Annotated in this window: 15 protein-coding genes; 7 read left to right on the top strand and 8 right to left on the bottom strand. The window is 63.6% G+C overall.

Translation table 11 applies throughout. The features are described 5' to 3' along the window. Nucleotides 1-116: 116 nt before the first annotated feature. A complete protein-coding gene (locus CG51_RS13500) occupies nt 117-578 on the bottom strand; it encodes an NUDIX hydrolase (protein WP_035745855.1) in 462 nt (153 codons plus the stop codon). A 209-nt stretch (nt 579-787) separates the two neighbouring features. Here CG51_RS13500 and CG51_RS13495 point away from each other — a divergent pair, with 209 nt between their 5' ends. The 4 genes from CG51_RS13495 (at nt 788) to CG51_RS13480 (ending at nt 5,119) form a co-directional block, all read left to right on the top strand. Further along, nucleotides 788-3,313 carry a heavy metal translocating P-type ATPase gene (locus CG51_RS13495; RefSeq protein WP_035745853.1) on the top strand — a complete coding sequence of 842 codons (2,526 nt, stop codon included), beginning with the start codon at nt 788-790 and terminating at the stop codon, nt 3,311-3,313. 10 nt (nt 3,314-3,323) lie between these two features. Beyond that, nucleotides 3,324-3,719 carry a Cu(I)-responsive transcriptional regulator gene (cueR, locus tag CG51_RS13490; RefSeq protein ID WP_035745851.1) on the top strand — a complete coding sequence of 132 codons (396 nt, stop codon included), beginning with the start codon at nt 3,324-3,326 and terminating at the stop codon, nt 3,717-3,719. A 61-nt stretch (nt 3,720-3,780) separates the two neighbouring features. Next, nucleotides 3,781-4,308 carry a cupin domain-containing protein gene (locus tag CG51_RS13485; protein ID WP_035745849.1) on the top strand — a complete coding sequence of 176 codons (528 nt, stop codon included), beginning with the start codon at nt 3,781-3,783 and terminating at the stop codon, nt 4,306-4,308. Between the two features lie 481 nt (nt 4,309-4,789). Further along, on the top strand, nt 4,790-5,119 hold the full coding sequence (locus tag CG51_RS13480; RefSeq protein ID WP_051930589.1) for a hypothetical protein: 330 nt from the start codon (nt 4,790-4,792) through the stop codon (nt 5,117-5,119). Between the two features lie 323 nt (nt 5,120-5,442). Here the strand turns inward: CG51_RS13480 and CG51_RS20140 are convergent, their stop codons facing one another. Both CG51_RS20140 and katG read right to left on the bottom strand, forming a co-directional pair. Continuing rightward, nucleotides 5,443-5,613, bottom strand: a complete 171-nt coding sequence (locus CG51_RS20140; RefSeq protein ID WP_156961348.1) for a hypothetical protein — start codon at nt 5,611-5,613, stop codon at nt 5,443-5,445. A gap of 128 nt (nt 5,614-5,741) precedes the next feature. Then, complete coding sequence (katG, locus tag CG51_RS13475; RefSeq protein WP_035745846.1) at nt 5,742-7,916, bottom strand: catalase/peroxidase HPI; 2,175 nt, start codon at nt 7,914-7,916, stop codon at nt 5,742-5,744. A 129-nt stretch (nt 7,917-8,045) separates the two neighbouring features. Here katG and CG51_RS13470 point away from each other — a divergent pair, with 129 nt between their 5' ends. After that, a complete protein-coding gene (locus CG51_RS13470) occupies nt 8,046-8,978 on the top strand; it encodes a LysR substrate-binding domain-containing protein (RefSeq protein ID WP_035745845.1) in 933 nt (310 codons plus the stop codon). Nucleotides 8,979-9,799: 821 nt separating this feature from the next. Here CG51_RS13470 and CG51_RS20135 read toward each other — a convergent pair. From CG51_RS20135 to CG51_RS20125, 4 genes are all read right to left on the bottom strand, one after another. Continuing rightward, nucleotides 9,800-10,051, bottom strand: coding sequence for a hypothetical protein (locus tag CG51_RS20135; protein WP_143412879.1), 252 nt, complete (start codon nt 10,049-10,051; stop codon nt 9,800-9,802). 206 nt (nt 10,052-10,257) lie between these two features. Continuing rightward, nucleotides 10,258-10,635 (bottom strand): IS66 family transposase, encoded by a 378-nt coding sequence (locus tag CG51_RS20565; RefSeq protein ID WP_198947683.1) that lies wholly within the window; start codon nt 10,633-10,635, stop codon nt 10,258-10,260. Between the two features lie 18 nt (nt 10,636-10,653). After that, nucleotides 10,654-11,340, bottom strand: a complete 687-nt coding sequence (locus CG51_RS20560) for a hypothetical protein (protein WP_198947684.1) — start codon at nt 11,338-11,340, stop codon at nt 10,654-10,656. Further along, nucleotides 11,316-11,849, bottom strand: coding sequence for a hypothetical protein (locus tag CG51_RS20125; protein WP_156961347.1), 534 nt, complete (start codon nt 11,847-11,849; stop codon nt 11,316-11,318). The genes CG51_RS20560 and CG51_RS20125 overlap by 25 nt, the downstream gene beginning before the upstream one ends. A 98-nt stretch (nt 11,850-11,947) precedes the next feature. Here CG51_RS20125 and CG51_RS20120 point away from each other — a divergent pair, with 98 nt between their 5' ends. Then, nucleotides 11,948-12,223 (top strand): hypothetical protein, encoded by a 276-nt coding sequence (locus CG51_RS20120; RefSeq protein WP_143412867.1) that lies wholly within the window; start codon nt 11,948-11,950, stop codon nt 12,221-12,223. A 93-nt stretch (nt 12,224-12,316) separates the two neighbouring features. On the opposite strand, the gene CG51_RS13455 is transcribed toward CG51_RS20120, so the two are convergent. Then, nucleotides 12,317-13,114 carry an FCD domain-containing protein gene (locus CG51_RS13455; RefSeq protein WP_035745843.1) on the bottom strand — a complete coding sequence of 266 codons (798 nt, stop codon included), beginning with the start codon at nt 13,112-13,114 and terminating at the stop codon, nt 12,317-12,319. A gap of 232 nt (nt 13,115-13,346) precedes the next feature. On the opposite strand from CG51_RS13455, the gene CG51_RS13450 reads away from it, so the two are divergent. Continuing rightward, the gene (locus CG51_RS13450; protein WP_035745841.1) at nt 13,347-15,041 is read left to right on the top strand and encodes an L-lactate permease; all 1,695 of its coding nucleotides are present in this window, start codon (nt 13,347-13,349) and stop codon (nt 15,039-15,041) included. Nucleotides 15,042-15,192: the final 151 nt, after the last annotated feature.

The following is a 15,192-nucleotide window of genomic DNA, read 5'->3' as shown; positions in this document are numbered from 1 at the left end:
GGGCTGAGGAGAGAAGGCGCTCACCTGCTCACCTGCTCACCTGCTCACCTGCTCACCTGCTCACCTGCTCACCTGCTCACCTGCTCACCTGCTCACCTGCTCACCTGCTCACCTGCTCACCTGTAAAGCGCCTGTTCCAGACGGTGAAGAAACGGAACCTGCGCGGGCAGAAGGCGGATCCGGGCCTCTGCCAAGGGGAACCAGCGGGCCTGATCGACTTCCGGAAAGGAGACGGTATGGCCGCTGCGCGGGGGCCATTCCATCTCGAAACTGTTGCTGACCAGCGTTGCGGGGTCGAAATCCCCCTCGGTCGCGAAGGCGGTGACCTCCTTGCCGCCCTTCTGCCGGATCGTGCCGAGGGGCAGGAGCGGCGTGCCCACAACGAGACCGGTTTCCTCCATCATTTCACGGCGGGCAGCGGCCTCGGGGGATTCCTGCGGGCCGTATTCCCCTTTTGGAACGGACCATGCGCCCGCGTCCTGGCGGCGCCAGTATGGCCCGCCCGGATGGACGAGCAGCACCTCCACCCCGGTAGGGGGACGGCGGTAGAGAAGCAGCCCCGCGCTCCGGCGTGACATGGGCCAGCCCCCCGTGCAGATATCCCCTCCGGGAGAAGATGCCGCGCGGTGAGGCTGCGGCAAGCCCTCGTCGCATGCGGACCGGCGCTGCCACAGAAGCGTGCCAGTGGCGCAGGGCATTGCCTGAAGGCGATTTGTCGGCAGGGCTTGACCTTCCAGTTTCTGGAACCTTTATCTGTCACGTTGTCCCGCAAACAAAGGAGGGGCAGATGACCATTCAACAGTCCATCACGCTCGGCGTGGAGGGGATGTCCTGCGCGTCCTGCGTCGGCCGGGTGGAGAAGGCGCTGAAGGCGGTACCCGGCGTGACGGATGCCCGCGCGAACCTTGCCGCCGAAACGGCGACGGTGGATTACGCCGCGCCGGCCAGTTCCGCCCCGGCCGGCACAGGCATGACCAGCACAGGCGCGACCCGTCCCGATCCCACCGCGCTGATTGCGGCGCTGGCCGGGGCCGGGTATCCGGCGCGGGTCGAGGAAGCGGTGTTCGATATTCAGGGAATGTCCTGCGCGTCTTGCGTCGGCCGGGTGGAGAAGGCGCTGAAAGCGCTTCCCGGCGTGACGGATGCGCGTGTGAACCTTGCCGCCGAAACGGCGACCGTCGATTTTCTGGAGGGTGCCGTCAGCCGTGGGGAAATCGCGGCTGCCGCGGCTGCGGCGGGCTATCCGGCGACGGTGAAGGGCGCGGCGATGGCGGAGGCCGTGGATCGCAAGGCCGAGGAGGCCGCGGCCCTCAGGCGCCGTGTGCTGCTGGCGGCGGTGCTGACGCTGCCGGTCTTTGTCCTCGAAATGGGCAGCCACCTGATACCGGCCGTGCATATGTGGGTGATGAACACGCTGGGCATGCGCGTGAGCTGGGTCATCCAGTTCGTGCTGACCACGCTGGTTCTGGCGGGTCCGGGGCGGCGCTTCTTCACGCAGGGGTTCCGGGCGCTGGCGAAGGGTGCACCAGACATGAACAGCCTCGTGGCGCTCGGCGCCTCGGCGGCCTGGATCTATTCGACATTCGTTCTGATCGCGCCCGGCTGGCTGCCCGCCTCCGCCCGCGCGGTCTATTTCGAGGCGGCGGCGGTGATCGTGACGCTGATCCTTGTCGGGCGCTGGATGGAGGCGCGGGCCAAGGGCCGCACGGGCGAGGCCATCCGCCGGCTGGTTGGCCTGCAGCCCCGCACGGCGCGGGTGGAGCGGGACGGCGAAACGGTCGAACTGCCCATCGACCGCATCGCGGCGGACGATATCGTCTCCGTCCGCCCGGGGGAGCGCATTGCGGTGGATGGCACGGTGATCTCTGGCTCCACCTTCGTCGATGAGAGCATGATCACGGGCGAACCTGTCCCGGTGGAGAAGGGGGAGGGCGCGGAAGTCGTTGCGGGCACGGTGAACCGCACGGGCACCCTGCGCTTCCGCGCGACGCGGGTCGGGGCGGAGACGATGCTGGCCCAGATCATCCGGCTCGTGGAGCAGGCGCAGGGCGCGAAGCTGCCCATTCAGGGGTTGGTGGACAAGGTGACGCTGCGCTTTGTGCCGGCGGTGATCGCGGTCGCGCTGCTGACCGTGGCGGTGTGGCTGATCTGGGGACCGGACCTCGCCCATGCGCTTGTGGCGGGAGTTTCGGTGCTCATCATCGCCTGCCCCTGCGCGATGGGGCTGGCCACGCCGACCTCCATCATGGTGGGGTCCGGCCGCGCGGCGGAAATGGGCGTGTTGTTCCGCAAGGGCGACGCGCTGCAGAAGCTGCAGGAAGTGAAGGTCGTCGCACTCGACAAGACCGGCACCCTGACGGCGGGGCGGCCCGAGCTGACGGACCTGATCCCCGCCGACGGTTTCGACCGGGCGGAGGTGCTGCGCCTTGCCGCGGCGGCGGAGGCCAATTCGGAACATCCCGTGGGGGAAGCGATCCGGCGGGCGTTCGGAACCGGGCCGCTGCCGGAGGCGGAGGAATTCCAGTCCCTCACCGGCTACGGCCTTGCCGCCCGCGTGGACGGGCACCGGGTGCTGATCGGCGCCGACCGGCTGATGGTGCGGGAGGGCGTTGCGCTTGGCGTTCTGGCGGAGCGGGGGGCTGCGCTCGGCGCGCGCGGGCGCACGCCGCTCTACATGGCCGTGGACGGTAGGGCAGCAGCGGTGATCGCCGTGTCGGATCCGCTGAAACCGGACACGCCCGCCGCCATCGCAGCCCTGCACGACATGGGTCTGAAAGTCGCGATGATCACCGGAGACAATCGCGCCACCGCCGCCGCCATCGCGCGGGAAACGGGGATCGACGAGGTGGTGGCCGAGGTGCTGCCCGCGGGCAAGGTGGAGGCGATAGACGCGCTCCGCACACGGTTCGGCCCGGTCGCCTTTGTCGGCGATGGTATCAACGACGCCCCGGCGTTGGCGCAGGCGGATGTCGGGCTGGCGATCGGCACCGGCACCGATGTCGCGATCGAGAGCGCCGACGTGGTGCTGATGTCGGGCAGCCTGCGGGGTGTGGTCAATGCGCTCGACATTTCCCGCCGGACGATGCGCAACATCGGGCAGAACCTGTTCTGGGCCTTCGGCTACAACGCATTGCTGATCCCGGTGGCGGCGGGCGTGCTCTATCCGGTGAACGGCATGATGCTGTCGCCGATGCTGGCGGCGGGGGCGATGGCGCTTTCGTCGGTCTTCGTGCTGACGAACGCGCTCCGGCTGCGCTTCGTGCGGCCGGTCATGGCGGAGGGGACGGCGGCGCGCGCCGTTCCTGCGGAATGAGGAGCGGGCGATGAACATAGGTGAAGTGGCGGAGGCGCTGGACATGCCCGCCAAGACCATCCGGTATTACGAGGATATCGGCCTTGTCACGCCGGCGCGCCGGGGCAATGGCTACCGCAGCTATTCAGGGCAGGACCTGCACCGGCTGGGCTTTCTCGGGCGGGCGCGGTCGCTCGGCTTTTCCATCGCGGAATGCCGGGCGCTGCTGGCGCTCTATTCCGACAGGGGGCGGGCCTCCGCCGATGTGCGCCGGATCGCGGAGGGGCATCTGGGGGAGATCGAGCGCAAGATCGACGAACTCGCCGCCATGCGCGACACGCTGCGGACGCTGGTGGACTGCTGCCACGGGGATGCCCGCCCGGAGTGCCCGATCCTCGCCGATCTCGCCGGGAAGGGCGAGCGGTGAGATTGGCTCTTCCGGTGCGGCGGGCGTGGCGCTAGCCTCGCGGCCAAGAAGGAGATCAGAAATGCCGCACGACCATTCCGACGGACACGCGCATGGCCATGACCATGGGCACGATCATTCGGGCGACACGCCACGCTGGAAACATGACGGAGTCCGGGTAATCCGCGGCGACCAGCTCGACCCGAACACCGCGCAGACGCCCGGCATGTTCCGGCAGGCCGCGATCAACCATGCCCGTGTCGGCGCGCAGAAGATCTGGGCGGGCACCGTGGCGATCGAACCGGACGCCAAGACCGGCGTGCACCATCACGGCCCGCTGGAAAGCGTGATCTATGTGGTGAGCGGGCGCGCGCGGCTCCGTTGGGGCGAGCGGCTGGAATTCGTGGCGGAAGCGGGGCCGGGGGATTTCATCTACGTGCCACCCTATGTGCCGCATCAGGAGATCAACGCCGACCCGGAACAGGTGCTGCAATGCGTGCTGGTGCGCTCGGACAACGAGGCGGTGGTGGTCAACATAACCGACGTCGATCCGGTTGAGCCGCCGGAGAGCGTCTATTGGGTCGATCCCATCCACGCGGCTCCGAAGTAACGCCGCCGGCTGTCTGGACCCGTGGCGGATGCGCTTCCCGGCTGGTTTTCGGACGGCTGTTTTTGGAGGGCCGTCGTCCTGCCTGTGCTGCCCCGCATTCGCCGTGTCGCTGTGGATCGAGCAGGGGTTCTCGATCAAGGAGGTCATGACCGGGCCATTCCTCGATCCAGATGACCATGGAGCGCTACGGCCACCTATTCCCCTCGCCCGATCACCAAAAGGCGATGGTCATGGTCGAGGCGAATCTGTTGGGGTAAGCTGGCGTCATCATGCAAGATGACCCAACATCCTCACCACTATCCGAGCGGTCATTCGAGCCGTTCGCCGCTACTCACCTCCAGCGTCTTGCAGAGCTGGCCTACGATGACCTGCAGCAGTTATTCGCGAGGCGACCCGAGACGGGCGATCTCTACCGGACCGCCTGATGATGTTGTGCCTTTGCCAAGGTGGTGCCGAGCACTTTGTTCGCAGGAGCCGAGGCGTGAAAGATCTGGATGTATGGGCCTTCTTAGCCGAGCATCCTGCGCGGCCCTTCCCATACCGGCGCCGTGGCGTCCAGGATTTCGGCCCTTCGCGCTTTGGACGCCACCCGAACGATATCGGCTTTCAAGGCCAGTGCGTCGACATCATAGGCAGGTCAATCCGTCGCGACCCCGACCAATCGCCAACGGCGTCCGTCCTGGAGTGGCTGCGAAGCGGGAAGACTGAGAGCGCCAAGCTGATCTCGCAGCGGCCCGTGATTGTCATTCACCCGGAGAGCGACCGTGGAAGAGTCATCTGGGATCCGAATGTGGCAGGCAACCCAATCTGATCGGAATCCCAGTTTCTTCCAACGGTTTGCGGTGGTTCTGTGCGACACGACGCCGACGTCGCGACCTCGAAAATCGGCCAACAATTGGAAATTACGTGGATATTCCAAGTCTAGGGGTAGCCTCGTAACCTGAAGGTGGCTGTCATGTTCGGCAATGGCCGGATGTGCCCGCTGTAAAGGCGGGTTTCGGGCTGGACTTATCGTGTTGTTGATGATCTCCGCCCAAGCGGAGGTCCGGCCTGTCAAAGCGTGTGTGCGCTCCGTCCAGCAGGCGGAATGCGGTGATGCCCGAGGTGTGGAACTAACAGGCCGTTCTCTCTGACCTAGTCGCTCGCACCCGGCGCGGGGGCTGGGCCGCCCTTGCGGTCGGGATCGTCCTGCTCATCGGCGATCTCCTTCAACGGCTGATCCTTGCGCTGCTCATGGGGGACGGGGGGCTTGTCTTCGGGTTTCTGGCCCGTGGATGTCTGGTTCTGAGGCGTCTGGCCGACCATGGGGGATCCTCCTGCACTCGGTCACGTGACACCAAACGCGCGGGCGGATACTCCTGTTCCATGGACGCGCCGGATATGAAACGGCCCGGCGGAGGACCGCCGGGCCGTTTCGTTCCGTTTTCCGTGCTTCAGACGAGGTCGAAGCGGTCGGCGTTCATCACCTTGGTCCAGGCGGCGACGAAATCCTTCACGAAGGTCTCCTTCGCATCGTTCTGGGCGTAAAGCTCAGCATAGGCACGCAAGATGGAGTTGGACCCGAAGACGAGGTCAACGCGCGTTGCCGTCCATTTCTGCGCCCCGGTCTTGCGATCGCGGATAGCGTAGAGCCCCTCGCCGGTCGGCGCCCAGGTATTGCGCATATCTGTCAGGTTGACGAAGAAATCGGTCGTCAGCGCGCCTTCGCGATCAGTGAACACGCCGTGCTTCGCGCCGCCGTGGTTCGTGCCGATCACCCGCATCCCGCCGACGAGCACCGTCATCTCTGGCGCGGTTAGCCCCATGAGCTGCGTCCGGTCAAGCAGCAGTTCCTCGGCCGGAACGACGTAGTCCCGCTTCACCCAGTTGCGGAAACCGTCATGGATCGGTTCCAGGACGTCGAAGGAGTCGGCATCCGTCATCTCCGCCGTCGCATCGCCGCGGCCGGGAGCGAAAGGCACCGTGATGTCGAAGCCCGCGGCTTTGGCCGCCCGCTCCACCCCGACATTCCCGGCGAGCACGATCACGTCCGCAAGGCTTGCACCCGACTCAGCCGCGATCGGCTCAAGAACGGCGAGCACACGCCCCAGACGCTCCGGTTCATTACCCGCCCAGTCCTTCTGCGGAGCAAGCCGGATCCGCGCGCCGTTCGCACCGCCGCGACGGTCCGACTGGCGGAAGGTGCGCGCGCTGTCCCAGGCGGTGGTCACCAGATCGGAAGTGGACAGTCCCGACGCCTCGATCTTCGCCTTCACCGCGGCGATATCGTAGCCGGTCGCGCCCTGCGGCACCGGATCCTGCCAGATCAGGTCTTCCTGCGGCGCGTCCGGCCCGAAGTAGCGGACCTTCGGCCCCATGTCACGGTGCAGGAGCTTGAACCAGGCACGGGCGAACGCATCCGAGAACGCCGCGAAATCGTTCATGAAGCGCAGCGAGATCTCGCGGTAGACCGGGTCCACCTTCAGCGCCATGTCCGCATCCGTCATCATCGGGTTGTGACGGATCGAGGGATCCTCCACGTCCACGGGTTTGTCGGCATCGGCAATGGCGATCGGTTCCCACTGCTGTGCACCGGCGGGGCTGCGGGTCAGCGTCCATTCATGGTTGAACAGCATCTCGAAGAAGCCGTTGTCCCATTTGGTCGGGTTCGTCGTCCATGCGCCTTCGAGACCGGAAACCACCGTGTCGCGACCGATGCCGCGCGTCTTGGTGTTGAACCAGCCAAGGCCCTGATATTCCACATCCGCCGCTTCCGGGTCGGCGGAGAGCAGGGCGGCGTCGCCGTTGCCGTGGGTCTTGCCGATGGTATGGCCGCCCGCGGTCAGCGCCACGGTCTCCTCGTCATCCATACCCATGCGGGCGAAGGTCTCGCGCATCATTGCGGCGGTCCGCATCGGGTCCGGCTTGCCGTTCACGCCCTCGGGGTTGACGTAGATCAGGCCCATCTGCACGGCGGCGAGCGGGTTTTCCAGCGTGTCCGCCTTCTCGACATTGCCGTAGCGGTTGTCGGAGGCGGCGAGCCATTCCTTTTCCGCGCCCCAGTAGGTGTCGATCTCGGGTGCCCAGATATCCTCGCGACCGAAGGCGAAGCCGTAGGTCTTCAGACCGGCGACCTCATAGGCGATGGTGCCGGCCAGCATGATGAGGTCGGCCCAGCTGACCGCATTGCCGTATTTCTGCTTGATCGGGAACAGAAGGCGGCGGCCCTTGTCGGTGTTGACGTTGTCCGGCCAGGAGTTCAGCGGAGCGAACCGCTGGTTGCCCCGGCTGCCGCCGCCACGACCGTCCGTCGCGCGGTAGGATCCGGCGGAGTGCCAGGCCGTCCGGGCGAACATGCCGACATAGCTGCCCCAGTCCGCCGGCCACCAGTCCTGGCTTTCGGTCATCAGGGCGCGGACATCGGCCTTTAGCGCCTCGACGTCCAGCGACTTCAACGCCTCGCGATAGTTGAAGTCGCGACCGAGCGGATCGGTCTTGGTGTCATGCTGGGCGAGAATCTCCAGCTTCAGGGCGTTGGGCCACCAGGAGGTGACACTGGCCCCCTCCGACGTGATCGCCCCGTGCATCACCGGGCATTTGCCCGCGCCCTTGATGTCGTTTCCGTCCATGTTCCGTCTCCGCTTGCTGTGCGCGCTGGCGGGCGGCCCGTTGGGGCCTCCTGATTGCTGGCAGAACTATATGTGAAGTTGTCGATAATGGAAATTTGCATTTTCAAATTGGCGCGATAAGTAGAACTAATGATAGGCATCACGATCCGACAGCTCCGCTATTTCGACGCTCTGGCCCGGCATGGGCATTTCGGGCGCGCGGCGGAGGCCTGCGCCATTTCGCAGCCCGCCCTGTCGTTGCAGATGAAGGAGCTGGAGGAGATGCTGGGCGCGCCGCTCATCGAACGGGGCGGGCGGCAGATCCGTCTTACCTTGCTGGGCCGAGCCTTCGCGGAGCGCGCGCGGGACATCGTGCGCTCGGTGGATGAGCTGGACGATCTTGCTCGTGCCGCGACCAGTCCCTTTGCGGGACGGCTCAGGATCGGGGTAATTCCCACCGCGGCTCCCTATCTGCTGCCCGGCGTCATCAAGCGGCTTGCGGAATGTTTCCCCGATCTCGACCTTCGTCCCCGGGAGGCGGTGACCCAGAAGCTGATTGAGGAACTGGGGGAGGGGCGGCTGGACACGGCCATTGTCGCGCTGCCCGTTTCGGAGCCGTCGCTGGAGGAATACGAGCTGTTCGAGGAGGAGTTCGTGCTGGTCCGCCACCCGGAGGAAGCTGGCCGTCCCGCGCCGAACCCGGAGATGCTGCGCGAGATGCGACTTCTTTTGTTGGAAGAAGGACATTGTTTCCGCGATCAGGCGCTAGCTTTCTGCGGCCTCGCGGGCAACGGGCCGAACGAGTTGATGGAGGGTAGCTCGCTCTCCACTCTGGTCCAGATGGTCGCGGCGGGGATCGGCGTCACGCTCATTCCACAGATGGCGGTCGCGGTAGAAAGCCGTTCTGCCGCTGTCTCCGTCACGCGGTTGAGCGCTCCGCGACCGAAACGGCGGATCGGCATGGTATGGCGCCGGACGAACCCGCTCGGGCCGCAGCTCCTCCGCATAGCGGAGACCATGCGCGGCGCGGGCGAGCGTATGGCCCGGGATCCTATGGCTCGCGATGGTATGACGACGGAATAGCCCGGTCTTCCGGTCTTGCCGGAGGGGCCGAAGCCTCCGGTGCCCGGGTCCTGGCAGGCTGCTGAAAAGGCCGGGCACCTGTTCGGGCTTGCCTCGAAAGCCAGAAAATCGGTTCGGTCACGAGCAAAAACTTGCGGCCTTCGGAGCGCTCAACAATGCGGAAAGACCTCCGCCTCCGGCAACCGCGGGATGCTTTCAGCGCCCTGCCAGTGGATAATTGCGTCTGAGAGCAAGGGCTTACCGACAAAGCTACGCCTTTCACGCTGGTCTACCCTGCCAGATGTTGATCGCCCAGAGGCGTCACCTTGACCATGTACACAATCGCCTTTGCTGCTGGAGTGCTTGGCTTACAGCCTAGCGCGGAAGATATTTGTTCAGAGGGGGATGGCCGGGTCCGGCCGCCTGACGGTTTCGTTGAACTCATGATGCGGGCACTCAATATCGCGAAGACGCGTCGATCCGGGCACCGCCTCCAGTGCGAACGATATGGCGCCGGCGGTACCAGAGTAAGAATACGCAGCCTTGAGCGCGAGCGTTAGCGAGATGAACACGGGTTACCTCTGATCATCCGCCTCGCTGTCGTGATACTCCCGCCGCCATATTGTCAGCAGAGAGTGTGAACCCCACGTTGCCCCGCCCCCCGCAGCAGGCTGACGATGCCGGACAAAGGTTTACTTCACTGTCCCAATCCTTTTCGCAGTTCCGTGCCATAGGCGCGACCGCGTGAGGCGAGGACTGCGATCCAGGGTCAGTGGTGCGGACCTCAAGGAAAGCCACTGGTAATCTCCGATGCCGCGGTGCAATGCATCCTTGGGGAAGCGCTACCGGGTTTGCCCTTGCGGCGAACGACCGCGATGGCTGCCAGAAACCAGCAAGTTGACTTTTAACGGCCTTTCTCCGAGTTTTGCAGCCTGATCCGCAGTCAAAAAGCCATCATGGCTCTGATCCCGCATCGCCCGCGGCGTGGCCCCCTGAGGCTGCTGTTGAACTGCACAGAGATCAAGTTGCTGAGAGATGGCGAGGGGCTGACGATACAGCGCCACGATCAAACGCGGGCGCTCGATCCAATCCACGCCCGCTTTCGGATTTGCGCAAAATGTCGGGCGGAATTCAACGGCGACGCGGCAAAGCCAATCGCCAAGGATAAGCGATTGTTATAAAATAAACCAATACACGAGGCCTTCGGCAACGCCAATGATCTGCTTGCTCTCAGCTTGTGCATACAGAGAACCGAAGGAGGTTGTGCGCGTAAGCGGGGCAGATTTCCGGGCAATGAGTTTCAGGCGAGCGTGGTTTCGACCAGTCTGGGGAGTGGTGGAACCGGCTCATGGGTCGGGTTGATGCCGAGGCGATCACCCAAGTCGGCGAAGAAGGAGATGCCGAGCTTGCGACAGGTCTTCATCAGGCCGAGCATGACGTCGCGTGCCTGGCGACCATCGGTGCTCATCGTGCCACCCGAGATCCGGCGCTTGGTGACGCAGGCGCGCAGGTCGTTTTCGGAGGCATTGGGGTGGAGCGGGATCTCCGGTCGCTCCACAACCTTCAGCAGTTCGTGCTTTCGCCTGTGCAGGCGAGCCAGCAATTGACCCGGTTCTTTGTAGCGCGTGCGCTGCCCAAAGACCTCGTCGAAGCGTTGAGCGAGGTCAGGCCCGTTCACAGCCGACGACTTTTGTTTTCAGAGCTTCAGATCGCGGTAGAGGAGCCATTTGCGGGTCTGCTCAGGTGTTTTCGGCATTTTGCAGCAGCCGCTCGGCATGGGCCCAACACAGGGCATGATTGGAATGCGGAACTGTCCGGCATCGTCGGACACGACCACTGCATGGCCCATCAGCCCGTGATGGCGCACCGCGCCCCAGAGTGCGGCCTCGCTGACCTCGCGCACCAGGCTGGGGTCGAAGACATCCAGGCGCAGCCTCACCAGGTGATCATACCAGGCCATCTGTGAACAGAATGAGGTCTCGGGGTGGCCAGCAAGCCGGGCGATGACGTCCGGCGCAACCTTGCGCTGGCGCATATAGTCGAGTTCCGCATCGTTGATGATGTAATCTTCGTGTCCTTCCCGCAGGAGAGAAAGGAAGTTCAGCCGTGACTTCGAGCGGCCCGTGCGGAACACGCTGAACCGCTCGCCGCCGATCTGCGTGGTGATCCCGTCGCGGCGGGCATGACGGGCACCGGTGTCGTCGACGCTGATATAGGGCGCCGTGGCCAGACCTGTTCGAAGGATGGCCTGATCCTCCGCCACGAAGTCATCGAGGCCCGTGGTCAGGATGCGCACCACCTGGCGCTTGGAGATCTCCATCCCGATCCCGTTCAGGATCGAGGTCAGCCGCTCCGTCGTCACCTGGCCCTGGGCATGCAGCACGAGGCAGACCGACGCAGGCTGGCGCCGAAACCGCCCGGCAGCCCGTCCGGCAAGGGCGCGATGAGCGTCCTGCCCTCTGGTGTCAGCCAGCGTTCGCGCCGATAGCGGATAAGCTCGGCCGAAATTGCCAGATCACGAACCAGGATGGTTTCGTATCCCTTGAAGCGCGATCCCGAGGGCACAGCTACCGCCAGAACCTCCTCGCGCGTGACGCGGTCCTTGTCGCGCTTCGGGCCACGGCCCCGCCGTTGACCGCCGGGCTTGCGAACCTCCTGTTCCGTGATCTTGTCCATGCCGGAGGGTTTGAACGGTGGCCGTGGCGGCAGGTTCTTCAACCACGCGATCTCGTCGCGCAGATCCTGGGTCTCGGCCTGCAGTGTCGTCGGGGGAATTTCTGACTTTTCGAGCTCGTTCCCCCAATTCGGCCACCTGCGCCTCGAGGACGCCAAGCCGCTGCGACAGATCCAAAACGAGCCGGCGCAAGGCGTCGGCTCAGTGCGGCGATACAAGTTCTATCTCTACTAGAACGGAAGTGAGGGAGCGGCGACCCCAGGGAGGAGGAGAGGGTCGCCGCCATTTTCCGAGGCTCGGGGAGGAGGAGTGAGCCTTGGGAAACCCGTGGGCGCATCGCAGCGCCTATGAAAGTTATTTTGCACCGCAGCATGGATTTTGCAAGTCGATTCGTCGTGTCATAGAGAAAAATGCTGCATTGCAAAAACTGCATGGCTACGACAACCTTCTCATCAACTCATTTTATAACGCGCGCGCTATCCGGCGACGCTGCGGTATCATCGCTGCCATCCTGATCGCCGTTTTGAATATCGTTCTCTCGCTATCTCAGCTACTCCACGAAAATCGGACAGTGACGGGAGCTACGATCTGACGTTTGCTGATCTCCAGGCAGTAGCTTAAATCAGCCGGAAATCTGTCCAAGAATCGGGGAGTAGCTCATCGAGCGTCATTCTCACCGTCCGCATCATTCGTGTGAGCTTGTCTGGCCTTTGAGCGCGCTGAGTCCCCCGCTGTCGCGCCGCCGTAGGGAGAGTTCGAGCTTGACCTGTGCCTCATCGACTTCCCGGATCGCGCGGCGAAGATAGCTCAGATGCTCATGTGCTGCGGATCGTGCCGCTTCCGGCTGCCGTTCGATAATGGCACGGGCGATCGCAAGGTGCTGATCGCGCAGGAGGTCGCGAACATCTGGAACGGTGAACAAGCGCTGCCGATTGTGAAGAATGTCCGTTCTCAGGTTTTCCGCGAGGGCACGCATGACCTGAAGCAATACCAGATTATGGCTTGCCTCATAGATCGCGATATGAAGTGCCACGTCGGCATCGACTTCGTCCGCCGGGCGTCCGTTATCATGCGCGGCCTCGATATGCGCCACGCAATCCTGGATGCGCTTGATCTCGGGTGCGTTGGCGCGCTCTGCCGCCATTGCCGCGGCGGAACTTTCCACGACATCCCGGAACTCCAGATAGTCGTCGGCCACCTCGCCGTGATCGGATAGCATCTTGAGCAGGGGATCGGTAATGCTTTTCGCGCCGAGCCGAGCGACCTTGACCGTTCGTCCGTCCTTGATGAGCAGACCACCCGCCTCAAGGGCCTTGAGGGCATCCCGAAGTGTGGGTCGGGATGTGTTGAGCCTGGCGGCCATCTCCCGCTCAGGCAGCAGTGGTTCGCCCGGCCTCAGGGAGCCTTCCAGGATCAGGTTTTCAATGTGTTTGCGTATGCAGTCGGATGCCCGCTCCGGTCCGATAGACTTGGTCTCGCTCATCGACGCGACCTCTGCTGATAATCATGCCCACCGATATCTTGATGCCCGTAGCGCAGGCAATCGGTTTCCACAAAGGTAGATCGGTATACCGTTTGACTTGCCGGGTAAAAATATTTTACCAAAAAATATCATCGGTCTGGGAGGGTCGATGAAACAAAACGATAAATTGACCGCAGCCAGCAAGCGAGGCGAGCGGTGCCGGTCTATGCTGCATTAGGGGGGAAGTTGCGGGATGAGTTCTGGTTTCTTGGCGCTATTGGCGTTTTTGCCAATTCTTACGGCAGGCGTCCTGCTGGTGGGCTTTCGGGCACCCGCGAAATACGTCATGCCGCTGACCTATATCATCGCGGTCGTGGTCGCTCTCACTGCATGGGGGGTCAGCCCAAGCCGCGTGATCGCTTCCACGCTGCAGGGCCTTTTACAGAGCGTCGGCCTGCTGTGGATCATCTTCGGTGCCCTGCTGCTGCTCAACACGCTTAAACATTCGGGCGCGGTTTCGACAATCCGCTCGGGATTCACCTCCATCAGTCCCGACCGGAGGATTCAGGTCATCCTCATCGCTTGGCTCTTCGGCTCTTTCATAGAAGGTGCATCCGGCTTCGGAACGCCGGCTGCCGTGGCGGCACCGCTCATGGTGGCTGTAGGATTTCCGGCGATGGCGGCGGTTGTCTTCGGTCTGATCATTCAGTCCACGCCCGTTTCTTTCGGGGCGGTAGGAACACCGCTTATCGTTGGTGTGCAGGGCGGGCTGGACCAGACCGCCATCACCGGCGAACTCGTTGCGGCCGGATCGAACTGGCAGCACTTCTTCCACCTCATCACCTCTGAGGTGGCGATTCTCCATGCCATTTGCGGCACGTTCATGCCGTTGTTTCTCGTCGTCATCATGACGCGGTTCTTCGGCAAGAACAAATCTTGGACGGAGGGCCTTTCCATTGCGCCGTTCGCCATCATGGCGGCGTTCGCGATGACGGTCCCTTATGTGCTGGCAGCCGTATTCCTCGGGGCGGAGTTTCCCTCGATCATCGGTGGCCTCGTGGGCCTCTCGCTCATGACATTCGCGGCAAAGCGGCGCATCCTCGTGCCGCGCGACTCGTGGGATTTCCCGGAGACGTCTGCCTGGGCAAAGGAATGGTTCGGCAAGGTCGACATCAAGCTGGACAACCTTTCCCGGCAGAAAATTTCTCTGGCGCTGGCCTGGGCCCCCTACGTGATCCTGGCGCTGGTGCTTGTTCTGAGCCGGACATTCGCGCCGTTCGGCGACCTTCTGAAATCCGCCAATGTCATGTTCAACGGGATCATGGGGGAACAGGGGATCAACGGTGATTTCTCGCTGCTCTTCTCGCCCGGTGGCATTCTCGTCATGATCTGCGTGATTACTTTCTTCCTGCACCGCATGTCCTTTTCGGGCTTCGCCGCGGCAATGCGGGAGAGTACCACCACGATCGCCGGCGCAGGCTTCGTGCTGATCTTCACCGTTCCGATGGTACGGGTCATGATCAATTCGGGCGTCAATGCCAATGATCTGCAAAGCATGCCCATCCTCGTCGCCGATTGGGTTTCGATGCAGGTCGGTTCCGTCTATCCGTTCTTTGCGCCCGCGGTCGGCGCGCTCGGGGCCTTCCTTGCCGGCTCTAACACTGTCAGCAACCTGATGCTGAGCCAGTTCCAGTTCTCGGTTGCCCAAGGGCTTGGACTTTCATCGGCCCTGATGGTGGCGGGCCAGTCCGTGGGCGCGGCCGCGGGTAATATGATCGCGATCCACAATGTCGTGGCGGCCTCTGCGACGGTGGGCCTGCTCGGGCGGGAAGGTGCGACGCTCAGGATCACCATTCTGCCGACGATTTATTACCTGTGCTTTTCCGGGATCCTTCTCTGTATTGCCTTCTATGTTATGGGGCTCAACGATCCCCTTCTCATGAACTGAGTTAGGAACGGCGCGTGGGGATCGCTGGAGGACATCAGAAGATACTGGTGAAACAGGTGATCGTTGCAGTGAGCATGCGATGGCTTCGCCGCGCCCGTCAGAGGTGCGGTGAGCAAAAAGAAACCCCGTTAGGCAGTGGATGTCGGAGGTC

It is taken from the genome of Haematobacter missouriensis, from assembly GCF_000740775.1.
Taxonomy (GTDB): domain Bacteria; phylum Pseudomonadota; class Alphaproteobacteria; order Rhodobacterales; family Rhodobacteraceae; genus Haematobacter; species Haematobacter missouriensis.
This window is presented reverse-complemented; position numbering and strand designations above follow the sequence as displayed.

Excerpts from the sequence above, each read along its gene's own strand:
- CG51_RS13450 (WP_035745841.1), top strand. The coding sequence starts at position 13,347 with ATGAGTTCTGGTTTCTTGGCGCTATTGGCGTTTTTGCCAATTCTTACG.
- CG51_RS20140 (WP_156961348.1), bottom strand. The coding sequence starts at position 5,613 with ATGGTCGGCCAGACGCCTCAGAACCAGACATCCACGGGCCAGAAACCC.
- CG51_RS13470 (WP_035745845.1), top strand. The coding sequence starts at position 8,046 with ATGATAGGCATCACGATCCGACAGCTCCGCTATTTCGACGCTCTGGCC.
- CG51_RS13485 (WP_035745849.1), top strand. The coding sequence starts at position 3,781 with ATGCCGCACGACCATTCCGACGGACACGCGCATGGCCATGACCATGGG.
- cueR (WP_035745851.1), top strand. The coding sequence starts at position 3,324 with ATGAACATAGGTGAAGTGGCGGAGGCGCTGGACATGCCCGCCAAGACC.
- CG51_RS13455 (WP_035745843.1), bottom strand. The coding sequence starts at position 13,114 with ATGAGCGAGACCAAGTCTATCGGACCGGAGCGGGCATCCGACTGCATA.
- katG (WP_035745846.1), bottom strand. The coding sequence starts at position 7,916 with ATGGACGGAAACGACATCAAGGGCGCGGGCAAATGCCCGGTGATGCAC.
- CG51_RS13500 (WP_035745855.1), bottom strand. The coding sequence starts at position 578 with ATGTCACGCCGGAGCGCGGGGCTGCTTCTCTACCGCCGTCCCCCTACC.
- CG51_RS13495 (WP_035745853.1), top strand. The coding sequence starts at position 788 with ATGACCATTCAACAGTCCATCACGCTCGGCGTGGAGGGGATGTCCTGC.